This window comes from Parafrankia sp. BMG5.11 (genome assembly GCF_004337455.1).
The window spans coordinates 1-19451 of the sequence record NZ_SJXI01000033.1; the positions used below are offsets into that span (position 1 = coordinate 1).

Here is a 19451-nt window from a genome sequence, read left to right on the forward strand (position 1 = left end):
CCACCGGCTCGCCCGCGGTACCCCTGTCCCACGCTGGACCCCCAGGAAGGCCACGGAGAGTTAATAGCCATCAAGATTCAGGACAGGTACTCAGACAGCCATGACAGCGCCGAGCGCCGTCCCCGCGCACGCACCTCCCGTTTCCCGACCTGGAGGAGGCGGCCGGCGAAATAACACCGGAGAGAAAGGCCGCCCGGGGCATTCCTCGAGCGGCCATCTCCCCGTGCCCGTGTACCGGGTGCTGGTTCACCGCGCCGGATTTCCGGGTGCCACGTGCGCCGTCCTCGACAGGCATGCAGGCCTCACCACCCTTTTCCTACCGCCGGGCCGGCGCTCGTACGCCCCCACCCGTCAGCAAAGGGAGATCGCAATGACAACATCACCCCCGACCGGCGGCGACGTCGAGACCATCCTTCTCGGTAGCGCCGTCCTGACGATCGACCGGTCCGCCGCCCGCCCGGCGGAGCACGACCACGGCGTGGAGACCCTCGCGGGCCTGCGGACCGCTGACGGGCACGACGCCGGCCGCCTGGTCCTGCTCTACCCGAGGCGGGTCCTGATGCGGATCGACGCGGACAAGGCGCCCCACCGACTGACCCCGGCCGACTATCAGCAGGTGGCCGTGTGCTTCCCCGCGCCTCGGTTCCGGGTCGCCATCGAAGGGCTGGGTGACTACCAGATCCGTGACTACGCCACGCCCTCCCCGTCCGCCACCTACACCGCCTGCACGGCCTACTACGGCAGCCCCCGGCAGGCATGGCAGCGGGCGCAGGCCGACTGCGCCCGGCTGAACTCCGGCGACCTGACCCCGGATCCGGCCTGGTACCCGCCCCCCACCCGCCCGGCACCCACCCTGCCCTGGACGCGGTTCCGGCGACACCGACCGGCCCGCCCGCCACACACACCCCGCACACCGGCCACCCCGCGCCCAAACACCGGCACCGGCACCGGCACCGGCTTCGGCGGAGCGGATGACGCCGGGGCCGTCACGTCGGGGGTGCGGGTCGCCGTCACCGCGCCTGCGGCCACGCCGACCCCCGCCGGGTCCGCGGGAAGGCCTGGCCATGAAGCCGGCGGCACGAGCACCCCACCAGCTTTCGTGTCCGACGAACCGGAAAGAAGGGCACCCCAGGCACACGTCCGATCTGTTGGCGGAGGTGAGCGGCGACGAGAACCTGGCCGATGTCGTGGCCCGGTACACCCACGTCCGGCAGACCGTCCATGACCTGATGCTCGCCGACCTGCCCCACGCGCTGGGCAGGTCACGTGAGGGAGTCGACGACGACAGCTTCGTGGACTCCACCGAGCTTGACTCGCTGTTCAGTCAGGTGGGCGACCTGCTCCGCGAACGCGAGGAACTCCTCGACTCCCTGCGCGCCGCCGGCGTCACCATCGCCAACGCCCGCATCGCCGCGGGCGGATAACCGCCACGCCGCACCCAGCGCGTCCCCCAGGGTCGAACCGTACCTGTCTTCCACGTCTCGCCTGGCGCGGACCGGCGGGTCCCACCGCCCGGCACCGCCGCAGAAGAACTCTAAAGCACAGCCCTTCCCGGGGCGTGTTCTCGATACACATTCGAACACCCGAAGTGAAAGCCGCCGCGGTAGGACCAAAGAATCCTCGAACGCGCACCTTTCATGTTCCCGAAATGGGATGCGAAATTTGTTTACCGCGCCGGCATATCGAGCTACGATTCCATCGCGCGCCGCTATCCGATCGTTCGGTCCGATACGCGCGGCGCGTATTCCGATAGTCCCCGGCGTGCGCCGGGGTACCGGAAAACCACCACCCACCGTGAAACGGAGCTTCCCGATGCATGTTTCCGATGTCACCAGCCGTGTCCTGACCCAGCTACGCGACGCCGGCGGCCATCCCGACAACCCGACCCTCAACGCCGCCGATCTGGTCCCGTTCTTCCCGGACGGGTGCCCGGAGGCGGCGCCCACGGACTGGCCGCTCGACACGGTCGACTACGACGGTCCTCACGCGAGCACGATCTGCCCCGGCTGTGTCGCGTCGTGGCGCGCGGACCACCTGGTGTCCCAGCCGCGCACGGTCCCGGCCGGCACGCCGCTGAGCCTGCATTTCCCGTGGGCCGCGCTCCAGCCGGCGCCCGCCACACCTGAGGGAGCCTCCCGCCCCGTTGACACCGACCCGCGGCCGGTCGACGCGTCCGTCTGACCGTGCCCGCCCCGGGGGTGGTGCGCCCGAACGCCGGGTGCACCACCCCCGGGGTGATCCCCCCTGTTCCGCCTCCTCATGAAAGGCGCTGTCATGCCTGTTTCGCCCGCCGAGCGCTGCGCCCGCGCGGTACTGACCCTGTTTCCTCGCGACATCGCCCTACACGCCGGCGGCGCCGAGGCTGGCGTGCGGGACCTTCGCACCCGACTGGACATCGATCCCGACGACCTGCTCGCCGCCCATACGGCCGCCGGCTGGCGGCTGCTGTGCCCCGGGGACGACGAATGGCCCACCGCCCTCACTCGGTCCGGGCTCGCCCCGGTGGCCCTCTGGGCGCGCGGCAACGGCCACCTCACCCGTCTCACAGCCCGGTCCGTCGCGGTCACCGGTACCCGCGCGCCGAGCCCGCACGGCGCGCGCCACACCGGCCTGCTCGCGCACGGCGTCGTCACGGCCACACCACCGGTCACCGTGATGGCGACGGCGGGGTCGGGGGTCGGGGTGCAGGCCTTGGCCGCCGCGGCGCCCGACGGACCCACCGTGGCCGTCCTGGCACCGACCTCTCTGTCCCGTCACCCCGGGCTCCTCGAGATGGTCATGGCCCATGGCGTCGCGCTGAGCGACGCTCCACCGCTGGGGCCCTCGGCGCACGATGCACCGCAGCGTCGCCTGGTCATGCGCACGGCGCTACTCGCGGCGCTGGCGTCGGCGTTGCTGGTCGTCGAGGCGGAGGAGACCGGCTCGGTGATGGATGCCGCGCGGGTCGCCCACCGTCAGGGCCGCATGGTGATGGCGGTACCCCCCGAGGAGCACGCCGATCTGCGCCGCTACAGCGGCTGTGGCCAGCTTCTACGCGGCGCCGTCGCCATCCCCGTCACCACGGCCACCGCCATCACCAGCCACCTGCCCGCAGCCTGACGCGGCGCGTCCGCCGTACCCCCGGCCCCCGGTCCGTCGTCGCGGACCGGGGGCCAGCCGGCCCCGTAGCCGGCGCTGCAGGACCAACCCCAGGCCACCACCGGGCCCCCCACGGGAGGGCCGGCGAGGTCATCCCGTCCGTCACCTGAAGGGACCTCGGCCGATGCCGATATCTCTCGAGCGCCGTGCCCGCGCCGCGCTGACCCTGCTTCCCCCCGACCGGGTTCGTGACACCGCCGTACACACCGGCGGCGCCGACGCCGTACGGCGGCCCCTGTCCGCCGGGTCGGACGTCGACCCCGACGACCTGCTCGCCGCCCATACGGCCGCCGGCTGGCGGCTGCTCTGCCCGGGGGACGATGAATGGCCCGCCGCCCTCGCCCCGGCGCGGGGCATGCCGATCGCCCTGTGGGCGCGCGGCGACGGCCACCTGGCTGCCCTGACGGCCCGGTCGGTCACCGTCACCGGCACCCGTAGCCCGAGCGCGCATGGTGTGGACCACGCCCGGCGCCTCACCTGCGGGCTGGTCACGGCCGCACCCCCGGTCACCGTGACCGCGGCCGTGTCGGCGGGGATCGGACTCCGGGCGTTGGTCGGCGCCGCACCCCATGGCCCGACGATCGCCCTGCTCACCTCGTCGGCGCCCGCCTGCCTCGCCCGCTACGGCTCGCTTCTCGGCGTGGTAGCCAGCCGAGGTGTCGTGCTCAGCGTCACCCCGCCGCTGGCACCGGCGCCGCCCGGCACCGGGGAGCCGGGCCGCCGGCTCGCCACACGGATGACGCTGCTCGGCGCGTTGAGCCCGGCGCTGCTGGTCGTCGAAGCGGAAACAGCGGGGCAGGCGATGACGCTCGCACGGGCCGCCCACGGCCGGGGCCGGCTCGTGATGGCGGTCCCGGCCGGTCATCGGCTGACCGCCCGCCACCATGGAGGCTGCCACCAGCTTCTGCACGGCGGCCTCGCCATCCCCGCCGTCACCGTGGACGACATCACCGCACGGCTACCCACCGGCTAGCCTCGGGCGGGACGGCCCGCCCCTCGCCGATGGCCCGCCTCCCCGGAACCCGGGGAGGCGGGCCATCGGCGTGGACGTGAGGCGTCAGCGGCGGGGCCGGTGGTCGCAGACCTTGTCGTAAGTGAGCCGCCAGGTCTCCCCTTCCAGGTCCCAGTGGGGGATCGTCAGGGAACGGGCGTTGACGCGCAGAATTGTGTGCCAGCCCCCCAACGACGCCTTCACCACGTCGCCGGCCTGGAAGTCGCCGGGCCGCCAGACCTTCACCCCGGCGGCTTCCTCCTCGGCGACGTACCGGGTCCAGTAGTCGATCTCGGCGGCGCGCTGGAGGAGGTCCGCCTCGATGCGGGCCTTCCAGCGGGGGTGCGGGGCGGGGCCGCCGTCGGCGGCCCGGCGTTCCGCTGCGCGCAGGGCGCGGGTGTCCACACGCTGCGCCGCTTCCAGGGTCTTGAGGCGGCGCAGCGCAGCCGGGACGTCGAGGCGGCTTTGCGCGTAGCGGGCCGCGGCGGCGGCTTTATCCGCGTGGTAGCCGGCGGTGGCGGTGGCATCCGTGGCGGCGTCGTCGTGCCGGTCGGCGCGCGCCAGATCGCGCCGGTGGCCGGGTGCGGAGTGGTGACCGGGCAGGACAGGCTGCCCCAGCGGGATGGCGCCGCGCAGCGCGTCGGCGGCGTTGCGCCGGGCGTCGGCGCGGGCTGTCGCACGGCCGGCGGCGTCGGTGTGGTGGGTGGCGCGGTCGTCGGCCCGCCCGATCCGGGCCGCTTCCCACGTGGCGATGTCGGTGATCGGTGTGTCGTCGATGCTGACCGTGACGGGGAAGCCGGCGGCGCGCAGCGCGCCGGCCAGCTCGTTGATCCGGAAGGTGTCCGCGGCGCGGCCTCGGCTGCCACGCAGGTACCAGGAGCCTTCCTCGCCGATGAGGTCGGACCAGCGGACCCGATACCGGGTGAAGATCGGCGACAGGACCCGACGGTCCTCCCGGCGGATGCCGTCCAGCAGCGTGCCGGTTTCCCGGTCGTGGCGGATCGCCAGCGGCGCCCGTGCGGCGTCGTCGGGTGGGGGCGCGGTCTCGTGCATGGGGCGTGGCCTTTCCCGGCGGGGGTGGATGTCGGCGGGGGTGGGTGTCACCGCGGGCCTGGCGGGGGTGGGGCGTCGCCGGGCTGGTGGCAATTGGGGGTGAGGGCGGGGCGCAGGTCGTCGCCGCTGGTGGCGATGCGGGCGGCGCCGTCACGCAGGAGGGTGAGCGGACCGGCGCTGAGTGGGCTGGTGATCGGCCCTGGCACGGCGAAGACGGGCCGGCGTAGGCGGAAGTGGGCGGCGAACGCGACCGCGAGCGGCACCTCGTCGTTCGCGCCAGCCTCGATCAACAAGGTGGCGGGGGCGAGGGCGGCGAGCAGGTCGATGCGGGCCCGGACCCGCTGCGGGATGGTGAGGGCGCCGGGGGCAGTCGGGCTGACCACCGCGCCGCGGGCCGCGACCGCGCCCAGCAGCGTGCCGGGGGCCGTGACATCGCGCAGCAGGTGGCGGTCGTGGGTGTCGATGCGGGTGGGGGTGTCGAGGACGGCGACGGCGGTATGCGCGCGGGCGGCGGAGGCGAGCGCGGCGGTCTGCGCGATGCTCTCGCCGGCGAAGGCGACGATCGTGACAGCGCCGCCCGGGGCAGGTGTTGTCAGGTCATGGGCGAGGTCGACGGCGACCGTGCGGCCGTAGGCGCTGCCTGCCTTGGCGCTCAGGATGGTCACCGCCCGGGACAGCAGGCTGCGTGGGTTCCCCTCGCCGGACACCCACAGCCCGACCGGCCCGCCGGGACCATCGAGGGTGGCGGGCCAGTCGGGGTCGCCGGGGATGAGCAGCCGCCACCCGATCCCGGTGGCGTGCTCCAGGACGCGGTCGGGGTCGAGGTCGGGGTGGTAGCCGGCGAGCCGGTCCCACACCGCGACCGCGCCGTGGCGACGGACCGCCTCGGCACGGGTGCGGGTCGGGGGCAGGGAGGTCAACGCGGCGCAGGCACGGCGGAGCGGGTCAGTCACAACGGTCCTTTTCGACGTCGGGGGCTGGTCTGCGGTCGGGCAGGCCGGCGAAAAGGGCGGGGCCGCGGTGGTGCACGCGGGATGCCTGCGGCCCCGCCCTTTCTCGGACGGGTCAGCTGCGGTCGAGGACCGTGAACACCTCGGCGGCGCTGGTGATCAGCCGGGCGGTGCCGTCGCGGAGCAGGGCATGCGGGCCGGCGCTGAGACGGGAGGTGATCGGGCCCGGTACGACCAGGACCGGGCGGCGGTACAGGTGGGCGGTACGAGCGGTCTTGAACGCGTCACCCACGAGGCCGGACTCGATCAGGACGGTGGCGCGGGTGAGCGCTGCCAACAGCCGGATGCGGGCGGTGTGGTGGCCGAGGGTGGGTGACGTGCCGGGTGGGGCCAGGCAGACGACCGTTCCGCCGTCGGCGACGTCCGTGAACAGGTTCCGGGTGTAGCGGGTGACCGCCCGCGAGGAGGACAGGACCGCGACGGCGCGGCGGTGCGCCACAGCGACCCACAGGGCAGTGGCGTCGATACCGCCCATGAGGCCGCCGACGGCCACGGTGACAGGTCTGGCGGCAAGGGGGGTGGTGAGGTCCCACACCAGGTCGCGGGTGATCTGTGTCCCGTAGTCGGTGCCGGCCACGGCACCGACGACCGTCACGGATCGGCGGGTGAGCGTGGGCAGGTCACCGCTGCCGCGTACCCACAGCCCCACCGGAGCACCGGCGGCGTCCTCGAGGACAGCCGGCCAGCCGGGATCGCCCGGGATCAGCAGCCGCCACCCGTCCGCCGACGCGGCGTCGAGAAGCCGGGCCGGATCGATACCCGGGTGGTGCGGGGCGAGACGCGCCCAGACCTCGACCGGATCGGTACGGTCCGGGCCGTCGGAGACAGGGGTGTGTGAGGGCAGGGCGGTCAGGGCGGCGCGGGCGTGCCGGGGGTCATCGTCAGAGCCAGGCATCGGAATCCTTCACACCGGGGCGGGGTGGGTGCACGGCCAGGGGGTCAGGGGGTGCGGGGGGAACGCCACGGCGGCGGGTCGTCGGGGCCGCTGCGCAGGAGCCGGCCGAGCGCGGTGTGCAACGTCGAGGCCTCGGGATGGTCTGTGATGCCGGGGAGGTCGAGGACCGTGGCGGCGAGCAGGGTCGTGAACGCGGCCTGCACCGCATCGCGCCCTGCCCCACCGGGGTCGTGGGCGGGCGGGACCGGGGGGACCCATCCGCCGGTGGCGGGCCCGCTGTTCCCCTTGCGGGGGGTGAACAGGAGTACGGCCGGGGCGCTGCGGGACGCGGGGGTGGTGGTGAAGACGGTGTCGGCGGGGAGGGTGAGCAGACCGTGCAGGATCGCGTCGCGGGGCGCGGTCGGGTGCACGGTGAGGGTGAACGTGCCGTCCGCGTTCAGCCGGGCGTCCACCCGGCTGTCGGAGAAACGGGCCATCAGATTCCCTTTACGGTGAGGGTTTTCGGAGTTCCCAGGCCGCGGGAAAGCCGCCCACGGCCTGGGTGCGAGTCCGAGCCGAATGCGGTGGCCTTAGCTGCCGGTCGACGCGCCGGCAGCGGCGGCGGAGGTGAGCGCGCGACCGGTGGGCGTGATCTGGAAACGCTTCGGCCGGCCCGGGAGGAGGGTGACCTCGCCCCGGCGCGCCATCGCCAGGCCGGCCGCGTTGATCGCTCCCGACGAACGGCCCGGGATTTCCCGGCTGATCTCGGTCACGCTCATCGCGACGTCCGCGTGTGCGGCGAGCACGTCCAGGACCATCGCGGTGAGCGCGCCGGCCTGCAGGCGGGGTTGCCCGTCGGTGTTCACCGTCCGCCCCGCAGCCGACGCCGGAGCCTTCGGGGTGCGGCGTCGTACCGGCCGGGGCGGGGGTGCCACACCGGCCCGCACCGGGCAGTGCGACGCCGGGCAGGACCACGCCGCGCACCCCACCCCACCCGCCGGGACACCCCGACCAGCCGAAGCCGAAGCCGAAGCCGGGGCGGGGGCGGGGGTCGGAGCGGGGTGGGTCAGCCCGTCTCCGGGTGCGGTTGCGGTGCCCGCGTCGGGCATCGCATCGACAGGCGGCGCGGGCAGCGCGGCGGGATCCGCGCCGGGTGCTGATCGCCGTGCGGGTTCACTCACGGCCTCCGTCGGCGTCACGGCGCCGAGATCCTCGCCCGGGTCGGCTGAGGGGTTCTGGACCGGCGGGTCCGCGCTGGGGACGTCCGGCGCTGTCTCGGTGTCCGCTTCCGGGCCGCTGTCTGCCTCGGCGTCGGTGGGGGGCGTCGCGGGCGGTTCCTGCACGGTCGGGACACCGCCCTCGGCGGCGGGGCCTTCCTGCGCCGTCGCCGTGCCCACCGCGCCGCCCGACTCGGCCGACTCGGCCGGGTCCTCACCGGGGTCGCAGGCCTGCACCGGGGCCGTGTCCTGCTCTGTTTCTCCCGGCTGTTCCGTTTTCACGTCGGCGTCAGCGGCCTGGGCATGGTCGGCGGTAGCGGTGGACGGTTCGGGTGCCGAGTCGGGCGCTGCGTCGGGTGGCGGGATGGTCTCCAGGTCGGGGGCGGTTACTGGCTCCGGCGAGGTGTCCGGCGCCCCGCCGGCCTCGGTGATCACCGGCGGGTCGCCGTCGCCCTGGCTGTCGGCGGGTGTGTCGCTGCCGGCCGGTGGCTCGGTGAGCGCGGTGCTGTCCGGTGCGGGCGTGTCGTCCGGGGCAGGCATGTCGTCCGGGGTGGGGATCGGCTCCCACTGCGCGGGCGCCCCCCGGACCCCGGACCGCCGCGACGCCACGATCAGTCCCGCGTCCACCATCTGGTCCAACACCGGCCGCAGCTGCCCGACCGTCATCCCAGCCGCGACCCGTATCTCCGCCAGCGTCGCGGGCCCCTCATGATTCCGTAGGATTTCCAGGACACGTGCGGTGTCCGGATCAGCGGCGGATATGTTCTCGTCGACCATTGTTCACAACCCCCATTGTCGGGTGCGTTTTCCGGGTACGTGAACAGCTGTATCTCGATCCGAACGCATTCAGCCAGCCGTATCCACCGGCCATACCCAGTGACATGAATCACTGCCCATGGGATGCGCGGAACCCGTTGCTGAACCGAATCTGATCAAGTTACGGTGCCTGGCACCCCCGGGATTAACCGCCACACCAGGCGTGCAGGCCACCCGGGCGCGTTCCCCTCATCCCCCCGCGTGGAGTAGGCGCCCGCGCGCCCCTTCACGCCCCGCACAGAAACGGCTGCCCATGAAACCGACGCCGAACACGCGAATGGATCCACGGCTGGATCCGCCTTTCGACCTCGAGGCTTTCCTCGAGAGCCACGGATTCACGCGGACCAGTAGCAGCCCGGATGTCTACCGGCACGCCCACGTCGAGGTCGAGAACAACGGCGGACACCTGTACGTCCGCCGCTACACCTCACTCGGGCGCAGGCTCATCGACTGGGCGTGCGCCTACGGCCCCGGCGTACCACGCGAGCTGATCATCATGGCGGTCCTGGCCGCGTTCACACCCGTCCCCGTCCCGCAGGGCAACACCGGTACCTGGTCGGTCTGGGCCGCCGTTCCCCTCACCGTCGGTGTCGGGCTCTCCTGCGACGCCGCCCGCGACGCCTCTGGCTGGCTCGGGGCCGAGGGCTGGCCCTACCTCACGTACCTGTCCGACGGCGACACCCCACCGGCCGGCGACCCGACCGCACAGCCACACTCATGATCACCGTTCTGGTGATTCCGGCGGACTCGACCCGCCTGACACGCCAGCACCGACTCGATCCCACCGATATACCCGCGATGGAAAAGCTCGTCGGTGGCCTCCTGCACCCGGTGAGCCTCACCGACCCGGAAAGCAGCCTGTATCTTCCCGCCGCCGATGCCCGGTTCCCGGGGCCGTGCAACATGCGCGCCACCGCGCTCGCCGCTTTCCACACCCGCCCTTCCCGGCTACCACGGACCATCCTGCGCGGCGATGCGCTCCTCACCGGCCCCACCACCACCGAAGGACGGGACACCGACGTCCCCAACGAACTCGTCAGCCTTCTCAGAAACCGCATGTTCCGCGTCCAGACGAAACAGCCCGACGCCCAGAAGTGGACCCGAGGGCGTCGCTACGACGGCTTCGAACACGCCTACGCCCATACCTGCAACGCCGTCCGGGGAATTCCGGACGACGCCATGCCCCTCATCCGCATCCTCGGCGCCTCACCCGCCACGTCAGACAGAAAAGGAAACCGGTCATGATCCAAGTGTTGACGGTGCCCGCCGACCCGGCGGCCCCACATGCCCTCACCCAGATGAGCCCGACGGACCTGCGCGGATTCCAGACCCTCGTCGGGGGTTCGATCGAACGCGTCCCTCTCGCTTCCGCCGGGTCGCTGTGGGCGAACGAGGACGGCCTCGGGCAGCGCCTGCCGTTCAACGAGCGCGCGACCGCCCTCGCCGCGTTCCACGCCCCCAGGTTCACCTGGGACCTGCAGATCGCCGGTGACGTCTACCTCACCGGCCCCGTCGACACCGACGGGCTGGACACCGACGTCCCCGACACCCTCGTCGCGCTCCTCACCGCCGAGTGGATCCGGCTGCAGGCGCGCCCGAACGGCGGGGACTGGGCAGACAACGGGACCTATCCCGGCCTGCTCGCCGCCTACACCGCCGTCTGGGAGAAGGCCGGGCTTCTCACCGAGTACGAGCCCGGGAAGCGCTTCGCCGTCCGCGCGGTCCCCATAGCCACCGCCGCCAGGCAGCCCACGGCTCGTTCCACCACCGGCGGTGAGGCGGTGTGGACCGTGTGGGGAGACCGCGTCGACCCCTACGCCGTCCGCCAGACCCGCGAGCAGGCACAGGCCGCCGTCGACGCCGCGACCGCCGAAGGAGATGACGGCGTGTACGCCGAGCACCCCGACGGCACCACCCTCGAACCCACACCCACCCGATAGCCCCGGGCACCGGCGGCCCCGGGAGACCGGGGCCGCCGGTGGTCCACGCACACCGCGACACTCCCTCCCCGGCTCCGAGCCCCACCACCAGCCCGCCCTGTTCACCGTCGCGGGCGCTGGCTGGCCCTCGTGCGGCCCGGCCCGGTCCGCCACGCCGCACCAGGAGGACTTGAACCATGAAGATGCTCGGCCGCAAGGCCTTCTACATCCGCGGCTTCGGTGGGCAGTCCTGCTGCCGGGCCGCCTGCTGCTCCGAGACCGCGCACCAGGGACGGCTCGGCTACAAACGGCACGTCAAGCGCACCGAGCAGCGCCAGACCACCCAGGAGATCGCCGCCGAAATCGCGGAGTACCTCCTCGCCGACAACCCGGACACGCCGTAGACAAACCCGCACGGCTGCCGCACGGAACGCTGACCCCGGGCAGATGCGCCGGCCCTGCGTGACGGTGAGCGGTCCGCAGCGGGGGCAGCCGGCGTCGAGGAGCTGTCCGCGGGCGGCGTCGAGGCTGGTAACGGCCCAGTACACGACGGGCGACCCGCCCCACTGGTGTCCGTTGACAGCGAAACCGGCCGAGCTGCAGGTCCCTGACCAGGGCGGGCTTGATTGACTGGCCGAAGCCCGGGGTGGTTAGTGCAGCGCTGCTTGGGCCAGCTGTCCCAGACAGACGTCGAGCGGTTGGACCCGGCCGGCGAGCGGTGAGGCGCCATTCCACCAAGCGATCGCGGTGATCTCGTCGTTCGGGGCGAAGGCGTTGCCCGGTGTCGCTCGCCCGGCGTAGATCGCCGCGTACTCGGCACGTTGCTCGGGGCCGAGCGCGAACCGCGCGAAGCCAGCGAAGGTCAGATCATCGACCGTGTAGCCGGATTCCTCGCGCAGCTCGCGTATGGCTGCCTGCCGGGGTGTTTCGCCAGGGTCGATCATGCCGCCTGGCAGTTCCCAGCACCCGCGCTGTCGGTTGAACACCAGCAGCATGCAGCCGTCGTGCCAGAGTGCGACCAGCGAGACGGTCAGCGGAGCGTCGCGGACGCCGACATCGTCTCCGGCCAGGTGGAACGCCACCAGGATGTTCCCGTCGTCATCCATGGCGAGGGGCTCGAGATCCCGACCGACCACGCCGCCAGTATCTACCGAACGTGACAAGGCTGTGCGGGACGCCGCTGGCGTGAGCCCCCGAGACGTGCCACCGAACCGGACGGACAAGAACGGCGAGGGCCGGGCGGTGTCCATCTTCCTTTCGGCCGGGCCAGCTTCAGTGGCACGAATACCCAAGGGGCCGGATTCAATGACAACGGGCCGACTTCGACGGCGCAGGACAACTGGTTCTTACGGGATTCTTCTTCTGGCCCCATCTACCGACGAGAGTTGGCTCCACCCCTCTTGATCGAGAAGTGAGTTCCGACGAGTTGTGGCCCCACCCCGCGGTGCCACACCCACGGCAGGGGTCTCCGGCCTCCTCGTAGCTGCCGATCTCGTCCTCGACGAAGTCGCAGGTCCAGGTGGAGCGCCCGTAGCGAAGCGAGGACGAACGACCTGGACCTGCGGCGAGCGAGGACCACACTCGTCGGCGAGGAGGGCCTGTGGTCTCCCACCGGAGATGAGCGTGCCCCTCGCGGATGTCCAGGACCTCACACTCCCGGAGGAGCCGGCGCGCTGGGTGGCGGAACACGCCGGCGCCGGCGAGGTATGGGCTGCGGTGGCCGGGGACTGCGGGGATCTCGGTGACGCTGTGGCTGAGCACTCCTGGGCGCTGGGCCGGGAGTCATGCCTGGCGGTGCCTACGGCGCTGGTGCGGGCCGCGGAACGGCACCGGCACCTCTGACGCGCTACACATGACCACGGTCGTACCGGGCGCCGACCCGCCCCCACGGGTACGACTCTCAATCCCCGCGATGATCGTCGCGGAGGTGGCCGATGCGAACGACGACGCGCCGATCGTGGTAGTCGAGCCCGGCCGCGCACGACGCTGTGGCCGATCTGATCACCCGCTCGCAGATGGTTGAGGTGATGCACCGGCGGACGGCCGATCACCGTGCGCGCCTTGGACAATTACCGGGCCCGCCCTCCCGGCGGGCGGGACCGGCCCGGTACGTCGGACGAACGCTGAGGTGGAGCCGGGCCGCCATTGAGGCGTACACCCGCGCTGTGGGATGATCCCTCTTCTCCCCGCCGCGCGGGGATATTCCATGGGTGTCGGATGCCTGGACCTACTCCCCGCCTTGTGCTTGCACGTGGCCGCTGTTCCGGGCGCCGGGGCCGTCGTATGTCACCCGTGCGCGGCGATGCGGGCGTTGGTGACGGTGATGCCCGCGGCGTGCAGTCGGCCGAGTAGCTCCTCGCGCTCGCTGAGCAGGTCGGTGACCTCACTGAACAGCGAGGCCAGCTCGGTGGAGTCCACAAAGCTGTCGTCGTCGATTCTGTTAATGGAGGTAGGAATACATGATTGACCGTGTCTCGCTCATCACCGGGAACGCGGGCAAAGCTCGCGAGTACGCCGCCCTCCTGGGCGTGGAGGTTACGGCGATAGCGGAGGGCCTCGTCGAGATCCAGTCCCTCGACGTCGTGACGGTGGTGAAGCGTAAAGCCGAGGATGCCTACTCGAAGCTGCGACGCCCGGTGCTCGTCGATGACACCGGCCTGGCCTTGAACGCCTGGAACGGCCTCCCGGGTGCCCTCGTCGCGTGGTTCCTCGACAGCGTTGGTACCGAGGGTCTCCTCGCCATGGCGGCAGGTGTGGTCGACCGCAGCGCCGTCGTGACGACCGCGCTCGGCTACGCCGACGCTGCCGGCGTTCGGGTTGTCACCGGCACCCTTCATGGGGTGCTGACCACCGAGCCGCGTGGTAGCGGCGGTTTCGGCTACGACTCCATTTTCGCGCCGGCTGGCAGCGCGCTGACCTTCGCGGAGATGCCGAGCGCGGACAAGAACAGGGTCTCCCACCGCTGGCTGGCCGCTGATGCCCTCCGTAAGGATCTCGGACTACCCGCCACCTGAGCGCCCGGTTTCTCGTCGTCTACGACGAGAAACCGGACAAGTCGTTCACATAGGACGCCCGGTTGCTGCGGGTGGCCCGCAAGGGCGAGCCGGAGCGGCCCGGGGCAAGGCATTGCGGCAGATCATCGAGTCGGTCAATGAGACCTTCAAGGCCGATTCGATCCCGAATAGCACCGAGGGTGCACGCTCGGCGGGGCCAGTCGTCGCCCGCGTCATGCGGTGAATCCTCGCGCTGACCGCCGCGAGCTGGCGTAACGACCACACCGGACAGCCTGTCCTGCGTTCGCTGACCGCCTGTGGACACTGACCCTAATGAGTCGATCATCTAGGGTCCTTCGAGGCCGATGACGGTTCCGAAGGGGTCGATGATCTGGCAGATGCGCCGGCCCTCGGTGACGGTGAGCGGTCCGCGGTGGTGGCGGCAGCCGGCGTTGAGGAGTTGCCCGCGGACGGCGTCGAGGTCGGTGACGGCCCAGTACACGACGGGCGATCCACCGCGCGGGTTCCGGGCGTCGTCGGCCTGATGGAATCCGAGTTCGACGCCGGCCACGTTCAGCCAGGCGTAGACCGAGCCGCCGTCGATGTCGAGGTGCACCTCGACGTCGAGGATCCCGGCCCACCAACGCGCGGAGGTCTCCGGATCGTCCGCGAAGGTCATGACGGTGGTCGGCGGTCCGAACACGACAGAGCCCTCCCACCAGGGGTTGATCTGGCGAGGTTATCCAGTCCGCGGGTGTCCCCGTGGCCTCATCGGTCGAGGCCGTGCAGCGACTCCAGGCCGGTTGCGGTCGCGAAGCAGGTGAGCGCGGTGAGTAGGTCCCGGTCCGTCCAGGTCACCCCTGTGTGGTGGAGGTGGCGGAGGTAGCGGGCCCGTACCCATGGTCCCGGCCGCGTATGACCGATCTCGCCGGCGAGGTAGGCGAGGGTGACGACGTCGGGCAGGCCGGTGACGTCCGGGCGGAGGGTCTCGACGTCGACGAGGGCGAGCCGGCCGTCGTCCCGGCAGCGTACGTGATCGCGGTGCAGGTCCAGGTTGCCCAGGGGCAGGTGTGCTGGTCCGTGCGCGGCGTTGACGAGGCGCAGCATGTCCCGCCATGCCTGTGCGTCGTCGACCCATGCCGGATCTGCGAGCAGCGCTGCGTCGATCCGCCAGGGCGTCATGGGTTCCCCCAGGGAGCGCGGCCATCGTGCGGAGGCGGTGTGGACCCGCGCTACGAGCGCGATCAGGTCGTCGAAGGTGTCGCGGTCGGTGAGGTCCGCGGTGTCGGGCAGGTAGTCCACGAGCAAGGTTCGGGACCTGTCGCAGCTTGCCTGCAGGCCCGGGAGTACCTGGTCGGCGGCGAGGAGGTCGTAGGCGAGGCGTTCGCCGAGATACGCCGCCGTGTCCGCGTGCCGCTTGAGGACGGCCTGCGGCGGGTTGCCGACGGTGAACACCGCGGACCGGTAGCGCGCGGTCAGGCACCGCACGGGCGCTGCGACCTCGGGGTAGTGCCGTTGGAGGATCGCGCTGGCCTGCGCGGTGGCGGCGGTCTGGTCCTCGGTGAGCGGTTCGGTGAGCCATCCGTCGGGCCGGGGCCGGGCCGCGCCGGCGAGGGGGCCGGCCGTGATGGTGCTCATCGGATGCTCGCGGTTGTGGGGTCGAGGCGGGCGAGGCTTTCGGCGTAGCAGCGTGCGGCCAGGTCCGGGCGCTGGTGCTCTCCGTAGACGGCGAACAGGGCGTATACCGGGGAGTCGAGGCGTTCGCCGACGTGCCAGCCCTGGTAGGAGCCGCCGATGATGTCCCAGATCTGCACCTGCCCGGTGAACAGTGCGACGAGATCCTGGTAGAAGAGCTCGATACCGAACGGGTAGCGGGCCATGGCTTCACCGCGGCTGGTTGTGCCGACCGGGACGAAAGCGGGCCCGGTGATGTCCCACGCGAACGACAGGATCCGTCCAGGCTCGCCGGGTGGGGCCAGCAGCCGCAGTACGAGCCGCTGGCCGTCGAGCGGGCCGGTCAGGTAGTCGTGCAGGGAGCAGGCGAGCGCCCCGGTACGGGTCGCGATCAGATGCCGGGCCAGGCGTGGTAATTCGCCGTAGACCAGCCGTTCGGCCACCGTCCACGCGTCGGGGTCGAGCATTGGCCCGACGGGGGCCGGGTCGACCGGCCACGGGTTGGTGGTGAAGGCGTCGAGGGCATCGAGCCCGGCCTGTTCGGCGGTGGCGTCGAGGCTGACCCAGCCGGCGGTGTCGGTGGCGATGGGCCCCCGGGCAGGGAGAAGGAGCTGGTCGCCGGGGCGGGGGCCGTGGACGCGGAAGAGGTGTTGCAGCGCGTTCGCGTGCTCGGCGAGCGCCCGATGGTCGGCGTAGAGGAACGGGCCGTGGGGGCTGCGGGGTGCGGTGAACCCGTTTCCGCACAGCGCGACCTCGCTGACGCCGTCGAGCGGTTCCAGATAGTCGATCAGCAGGGTGTGCAGGGCCTGAATGCCGGTGGTGCGGGTGCGGGGCCGGTCGAGCCCGGGGAGAAGGTTGACGTCCGCGCCGAGCGCACCGAAGGGCACGGACTGGGTGTTGTTGGACACGATCGCCAGGTACGGCGCCGGCATCTGCCCGGCGTGCACCTGTTCCAGGTACAGGTCGGACACGTCGGCGTCGACACCGATGAACACATCCCGGTCGGACCCGGCCGTGCGGACAACCGGCTGCACCACCCGAGATTCCCAGAACAGGGTGCGCGCCCCCGCCGGGAACAGGTACACCTCCAAGCCACCGATGAGGATCGGTGTGAGGTGGTCGTGGCGGCGGACGGTGAACCCGAGCGCGCTCAGCGCGTCGACGACTGCGGCGGGCAGGGTGGTGCCGGTGTGGATCGGGACCGACCGGTCGAGCAGGTCCAGTGACGCGAAGTGCAGATGGTCCAGGTGCTCGTGTGTCAGGACGACCGCGTCGGGGGCGGGCATCGCCTCGTGGTCGACGGTGCGCGGTGGCCAGATCGGGAAGTCGACGGCGCCCGCGCCGAACGCGCGGGTCAGGATCGGGTCGATGAGCACAACACTGTCACCGGAGCGGATATGCCAGCTCTGGTGACCGAGGAACGTCAGCTCGGTAGGCCCGGCAGGTGCGGCGTGTGGCATTCCAGGGCTCCCTGCGGTAGTTGAGGGGCGGGCCGGGGCGGGGGTCATGCGCGGCCCCCGCCCCGGGATTGCGGGGCCTACCGGTGGTAGGCGACCAGGGCGGTGTTCGTCGCGCCGGTGCGGGCGAACGCGGCGACGCGCCGCTGGAACGCCTGAACAGCCGCCACGGTCAGCGCGGCCGGCGCGACGGTGCCCACCACGACGGCGGGCGAGGTGCTGGTGCTCATGAGCACGCTCCTTCAGATCGACCCAGGGCGGCCCGTTGCCACCCTGCGGGAAAGCGCACCCCGCCGGCGGGTGCGTAGCTGTGGCGCCGGGGCGGGGTGCAGGGGCTTTCTCGAGACTGGAAGGCCCCCGTCTCAGGCCCTGGGGATCCGCTCGGGGATCGTGGCCCAGGGTGATGTTCGGATCGAACATGGTGTAGGCGTCGGCGGCCTCCAGCGAAGGGAAGCCGAGCACGGCGGTAGAGGGTCACTGCCGGCGTCGAGCACGACCACCGACACAGCCCCGTCCGAGGACCGGCCCGCTGTCGTCGACGGGGCGCACACCCGGTCTTGGAGCGCCGGAGCGCCGGCTGCGACCGGCCCGCTCGCGTGTGGGATCCGCACTGGGAGAGGCGGGGAGGGAGCGTTGTGGATGGTCGCGAGGACCGGCTCCCTCCCCGCCCCGGCCACCAGGTCCCACCCGACGCCAGAACGTCGCGCGTCCTTGGGCGACGACGGGTCAGGGCAGGGGTGGCCCGCGCGGCGGGCATCCGGCCGACGGACCCGCCGGACGCTTCCATGCTGGTCACGTCCGCTCCTCTGCTGGTCCGTGGGGAAATCCGGAATGTTTCCGCCGCACACAGGACATGACACACTGCGTGACAGACATGCGACAGGTTGGGAACTGTCCCGCCCGGGTGGGTGGGACCGTTCCCGCCCACCCGCAGAGCGGGGCCGAGGGGAGCTGCCCGTGCAGACTGATGCCCGACCTGCCCGTCACCGGTACTACGGCCGTGCCCAGGCGCTGGTGAACGCACGGCAGGCCGACATGTCCAAACTCGCGCGGACGATGAGCCCGGACGAGTGGAACCAGATCGACCGGGGCACCGTCCGCGCCGCCGTGCTCGGAACGCGAGGGGGTAAAGCAACCTCGCTTCCCAGCAGGGAGACGGTCGAGGCGTTGGACCGGGCGCTGGCCGCGCAAGGCGAGCTGGTCGCGTTGTGGCGAGACGCCATGATGGAAGACACCGCGATCCGGATTGGCCTGCAGCCGCCCGCGGGTGGACTCCCGCCAGCCAGATCAGCGACAGTGGACAGTAGGGCAGGGGAGGTGAGAGCGACGGATCGACGCGAGTTGTTCGAGCTCGGCGGCGGGTTCACCGCCGCGGCGGTGTTCGCGGCAACCGGGGACGTGGGTGCGCAGCTCGACCAGGCGCAGCCTGCGACCATGGCGCTTGCCGACTGCCGTACCGCGCTGGCTCACCTTGAGCAGAACCTGTGGTCGCTTCCTCCCGCGGACCTCTTCCCCGATGCTTTCGAGGCGTGGCAGACCGTGGAGACGATGCTGGCGCGCCGGGTGCATCCCGGCTACACCCATCAACTCGTTCTCCTCGCCGGCCAGCTCGCCGCCGGGCTGGCCACCGTGACCCGGTTCGGCGGAAACCTCGCCGTGGCCGCTCGATTCGCCGCACTCGCCGAAAGACACGCCGCCGCCGTCGATGATCCACTGCTTACCGGACGGGTCGCCGGCATCCAATCGTGCGTGGCTTTCAACGACGGCCAGTACGCCCAGGCCGCCGACATCGCCGCCCGCGCCCGGCCGCGATCTCATCCCGCGCAGCGGGCGCGGCTCGCCGCCTACGAAGCGCAGGCCGCTGCCGCCAATGGTGACCCGCAGCGGGCAGACCAGGCGGTCGGCGAGATGCGGGCGGGGATGCATGCAGCTCTCGCTGGTCCGGCGCTCACCTGGAACGACGCGGAAGAAGATCTCTACACGGCGATCACGTACTCCCACATCCCCGACCAGGGCCGACTGGCGATCACCCACGGCACCCGGGCGGCTGCGACGTTCGGGAACGACCTGCAAGGCATCGGTCTCGCCCACGTGGCGGTCGCCCGAGGACACCTCGCCGGGGACCGTCCAGCCCCGGCTGCCGCAGCAGAGGCAGGGCTACACGCAGTCGCGGTCCTCGGCGCATGCCCCAACGCTGTGGTCGCGGACCGCCTCCGTCAGCACGTCCTCGTGCCTCTGACACGCATAGCCCGCGACGAGCCCGCAGTGCTGGAACTCACCGGCCGCATAGCCGACGTCTAACGCGCCGC

The 19451-nt window shown here is 71.9% G+C and carries 23 protein-coding genes; 12 read left to right on the plus strand and 11 right to left on the minus strand.

Annotation, left to right across the window (positions count from 1 at the left end; all coding sequences use genetic code 11):
• Positions 1-370 precede the first annotated feature (370 nt).
• The 5 genes from E0504_RS22635 to E0504_RS22655 all read left to right on the plus strand — a co-directional run bounded on the left by E0504_RS22635 (position 371) and on the right by E0504_RS22655 (position 4111).
• Positions 371-1225: a hypothetical protein gene (locus tag E0504_RS22635; protein WP_131625824.1), complete on the plus strand. Its 855-nt coding sequence runs from the start codon at positions 371-373 to the stop codon at positions 1223-1225.
• Complete coding sequence (locus tag E0504_RS22640) at positions 1188-1424, plus strand: hypothetical protein (protein WP_131625825.1); 237 nt, start codon at positions 1188-1190, stop codon at positions 1422-1424. The genes E0504_RS22635 and E0504_RS22640 overlap by 38 nt, the downstream gene beginning before the upstream one ends.
• Positions 1425-1812: 388 nt before the next feature.
• Positions 1813-2181: a hypothetical protein gene (locus tag E0504_RS22645; RefSeq protein WP_131625826.1), complete on the plus strand. Its 369-nt coding sequence runs from the start codon at positions 1813-1815 to the stop codon at positions 2179-2181.
• A 93-nt stretch (positions 2182-2274) separates the two neighbouring features.
• Positions 2275-3099: a DNA-processing protein DprA gene (locus E0504_RS22650; RefSeq protein WP_165938578.1), complete on the plus strand. Its 825-nt coding sequence runs from the start codon at positions 2275-2277 to the stop codon at positions 3097-3099.
• Positions 3100-3262: 163 nt separating this feature from the next.
• Entirely contained in the window at positions 3263-4111 is an 849-nt protein-coding gene (locus tag E0504_RS22655; RefSeq protein ID WP_131625828.1) for a DNA-processing protein DprA, read from the plus strand.
• 84 nt (positions 4112-4195) lie between these two features.
• Here E0504_RS22655 and E0504_RS22660 read toward each other — a convergent pair whose 3' ends face one another.
• The 5 genes from E0504_RS22660 to E0504_RS22680 form a co-directional block, all read right to left on the minus strand.
• Complete coding sequence (locus E0504_RS22660) at positions 4196-5182, minus strand: DUF3560 domain-containing protein (RefSeq protein ID WP_131625829.1); 987 nt, start codon at positions 5180-5182, stop codon at positions 4196-4198.
• Between the two features lie 47 nt (positions 5183-5229).
• The gene (locus E0504_RS22665) at positions 5230-6135 is read right to left on the minus strand and encodes a DNA-processing protein DprA (protein WP_131625830.1); all 906 of its coding nucleotides are present in this window, start codon (positions 6133-6135) and stop codon (positions 5230-5232) included.
• 112 nt (positions 6136-6247) lie between these two features.
• Entirely contained in the window at positions 6248-7087 is an 840-nt protein-coding gene (locus E0504_RS22670; RefSeq protein WP_131625831.1) for a DNA-processing protein DprA, read from the minus strand.
• Between the two features lie 44 nt (positions 7088-7131).
• On the minus strand, positions 7132-7563 hold the full coding sequence (locus E0504_RS22675; protein ID WP_131625832.1) for a hypothetical protein: 432 nt from the start codon (positions 7561-7563) through the stop codon (positions 7132-7134).
• A gap of 93 nt (positions 7564-7656) precedes the next feature.
• Complete coding sequence (locus E0504_RS22680; RefSeq protein WP_131625833.1) at positions 7657-9060, minus strand: MarR family transcriptional regulator; 1404 nt, start codon at positions 9058-9060, stop codon at positions 7657-7659.
• 316 nt (positions 9061-9376) lie between these two features.
• Here E0504_RS22680 and E0504_RS22685 point away from each other — a divergent pair, with 316 nt between their 5' ends.
• The 4 genes from E0504_RS22685 (at position 9377) to E0504_RS22700 (ending at position 11422) form a co-directional block, all read left to right on the plus strand.
• Positions 9377-9820, plus strand: a complete 444-nt coding sequence (locus tag E0504_RS22685) for a hypothetical protein (RefSeq protein ID WP_131625834.1) — start codon at positions 9377-9379, stop codon at positions 9818-9820.
• Positions 9817-10344, plus strand: a complete 528-nt coding sequence (locus E0504_RS22690; RefSeq protein ID WP_131625835.1) for a hypothetical protein — start codon at positions 9817-9819, stop codon at positions 10342-10344. The genes E0504_RS22685 and E0504_RS22690 overlap by 4 nt, the downstream gene beginning before the upstream one ends.
• Complete coding sequence (locus E0504_RS22695; RefSeq protein WP_165938579.1) at positions 10341-11039, plus strand: DUF3846 domain-containing protein; 699 nt, start codon at positions 10341-10343, stop codon at positions 11037-11039. The genes E0504_RS22690 and E0504_RS22695 overlap by 4 nt, the downstream gene beginning before the upstream one ends.
• Positions 11040-11215: 176 nt before the next feature.
• Positions 11216-11422 (plus strand): hypothetical protein, encoded by a 207-nt coding sequence (locus E0504_RS22700; RefSeq protein ID WP_243657582.1) that lies wholly within the window; start codon positions 11216-11218, stop codon positions 11420-11422.
• A gap of 246 nt (positions 11423-11668) precedes the next feature.
• On the opposite strand, the gene E0504_RS51355 is transcribed toward E0504_RS22700, so the two are convergent.
• The gene (locus tag E0504_RS51355; RefSeq protein ID WP_131625836.1) at positions 11669-12124 is read right to left on the minus strand and encodes an NUDIX hydrolase; all 456 of its coding nucleotides are present in this window, start codon (positions 12122-12124) and stop codon (positions 11669-11671) included.
• Positions 12125-12641: 517 nt separating this feature from the next.
• On the opposite strand from E0504_RS51355, the gene E0504_RS22715 reads away from it, so the two are divergent.
• Complete coding sequence (locus E0504_RS22715; RefSeq protein ID WP_131625837.1) at positions 12642-12860, plus strand: hypothetical protein; 219 nt, start codon at positions 12642-12644, stop codon at positions 12858-12860.
• Between the two features lie 444 nt (positions 12861-13304).
• Here E0504_RS22715 and E0504_RS53520 read toward each other — a convergent pair whose 3' ends face one another.
• Entirely contained in the window at positions 13305-13436 is a 132-nt protein-coding gene (locus E0504_RS53520) for a hypothetical protein (protein WP_285224243.1), read from the minus strand.
• 41 nt (positions 13437-13477) lie between these two features.
• Between E0504_RS53520 and E0504_RS22720 the strand changes: the two genes are divergently transcribed.
• Positions 13478-14032, plus strand: a complete 555-nt coding sequence (locus E0504_RS22720) for a non-canonical purine NTP pyrophosphatase (RefSeq protein WP_131625838.1) — start codon at positions 13478-13480, stop codon at positions 14030-14032.
• Between the two features lie 325 nt (positions 14033-14357).
• On the opposite strand, the gene E0504_RS22725 is transcribed toward E0504_RS22720, so the two are convergent.
• From E0504_RS22725 to E0504_RS50475, 4 genes are all read right to left on the minus strand, one after another.
• Positions 14358-14714, minus strand: coding sequence for a VOC family protein (locus E0504_RS22725; RefSeq protein WP_131625839.1), 357 nt, complete (start codon positions 14712-14714; stop codon positions 14358-14360).
• Positions 14715-14779: 65 nt separating this feature from the next.
• Positions 14780-15649 (minus strand): hypothetical protein, encoded by an 870-nt coding sequence (locus E0504_RS22730; RefSeq protein WP_131625840.1) that lies wholly within the window; start codon positions 15647-15649, stop codon positions 14780-14782.
• Complete coding sequence (locus E0504_RS22735; protein ID WP_165938581.1) at positions 15646-17145, minus strand: MBL fold metallo-hydrolase; 1500 nt, start codon at positions 17143-17145, stop codon at positions 15646-15648. Before E0504_RS22735 ends, E0504_RS22730 begins: the two co-directional genes overlap by 4 nt.
• A 77-nt stretch (positions 17146-17222) precedes the next feature.
• The gene (locus E0504_RS50475; RefSeq protein ID WP_165938582.1) at positions 17223-17372 is read right to left on the minus strand and encodes a hypothetical protein; all 150 of its coding nucleotides are present in this window, start codon (positions 17370-17372) and stop codon (positions 17223-17225) included.
• Between the two features lie 727 nt (positions 17373-18099).
• Here E0504_RS50475 and E0504_RS50480 point away from each other — a divergent pair.
• Positions 18100-19443 (plus strand): hypothetical protein, encoded by a 1344-nt coding sequence (locus tag E0504_RS50480; protein WP_165938583.1) that lies wholly within the window; start codon positions 18100-18102, stop codon positions 19441-19443.
• Positions 19444-19451: the final 8 nt, after the last annotated feature.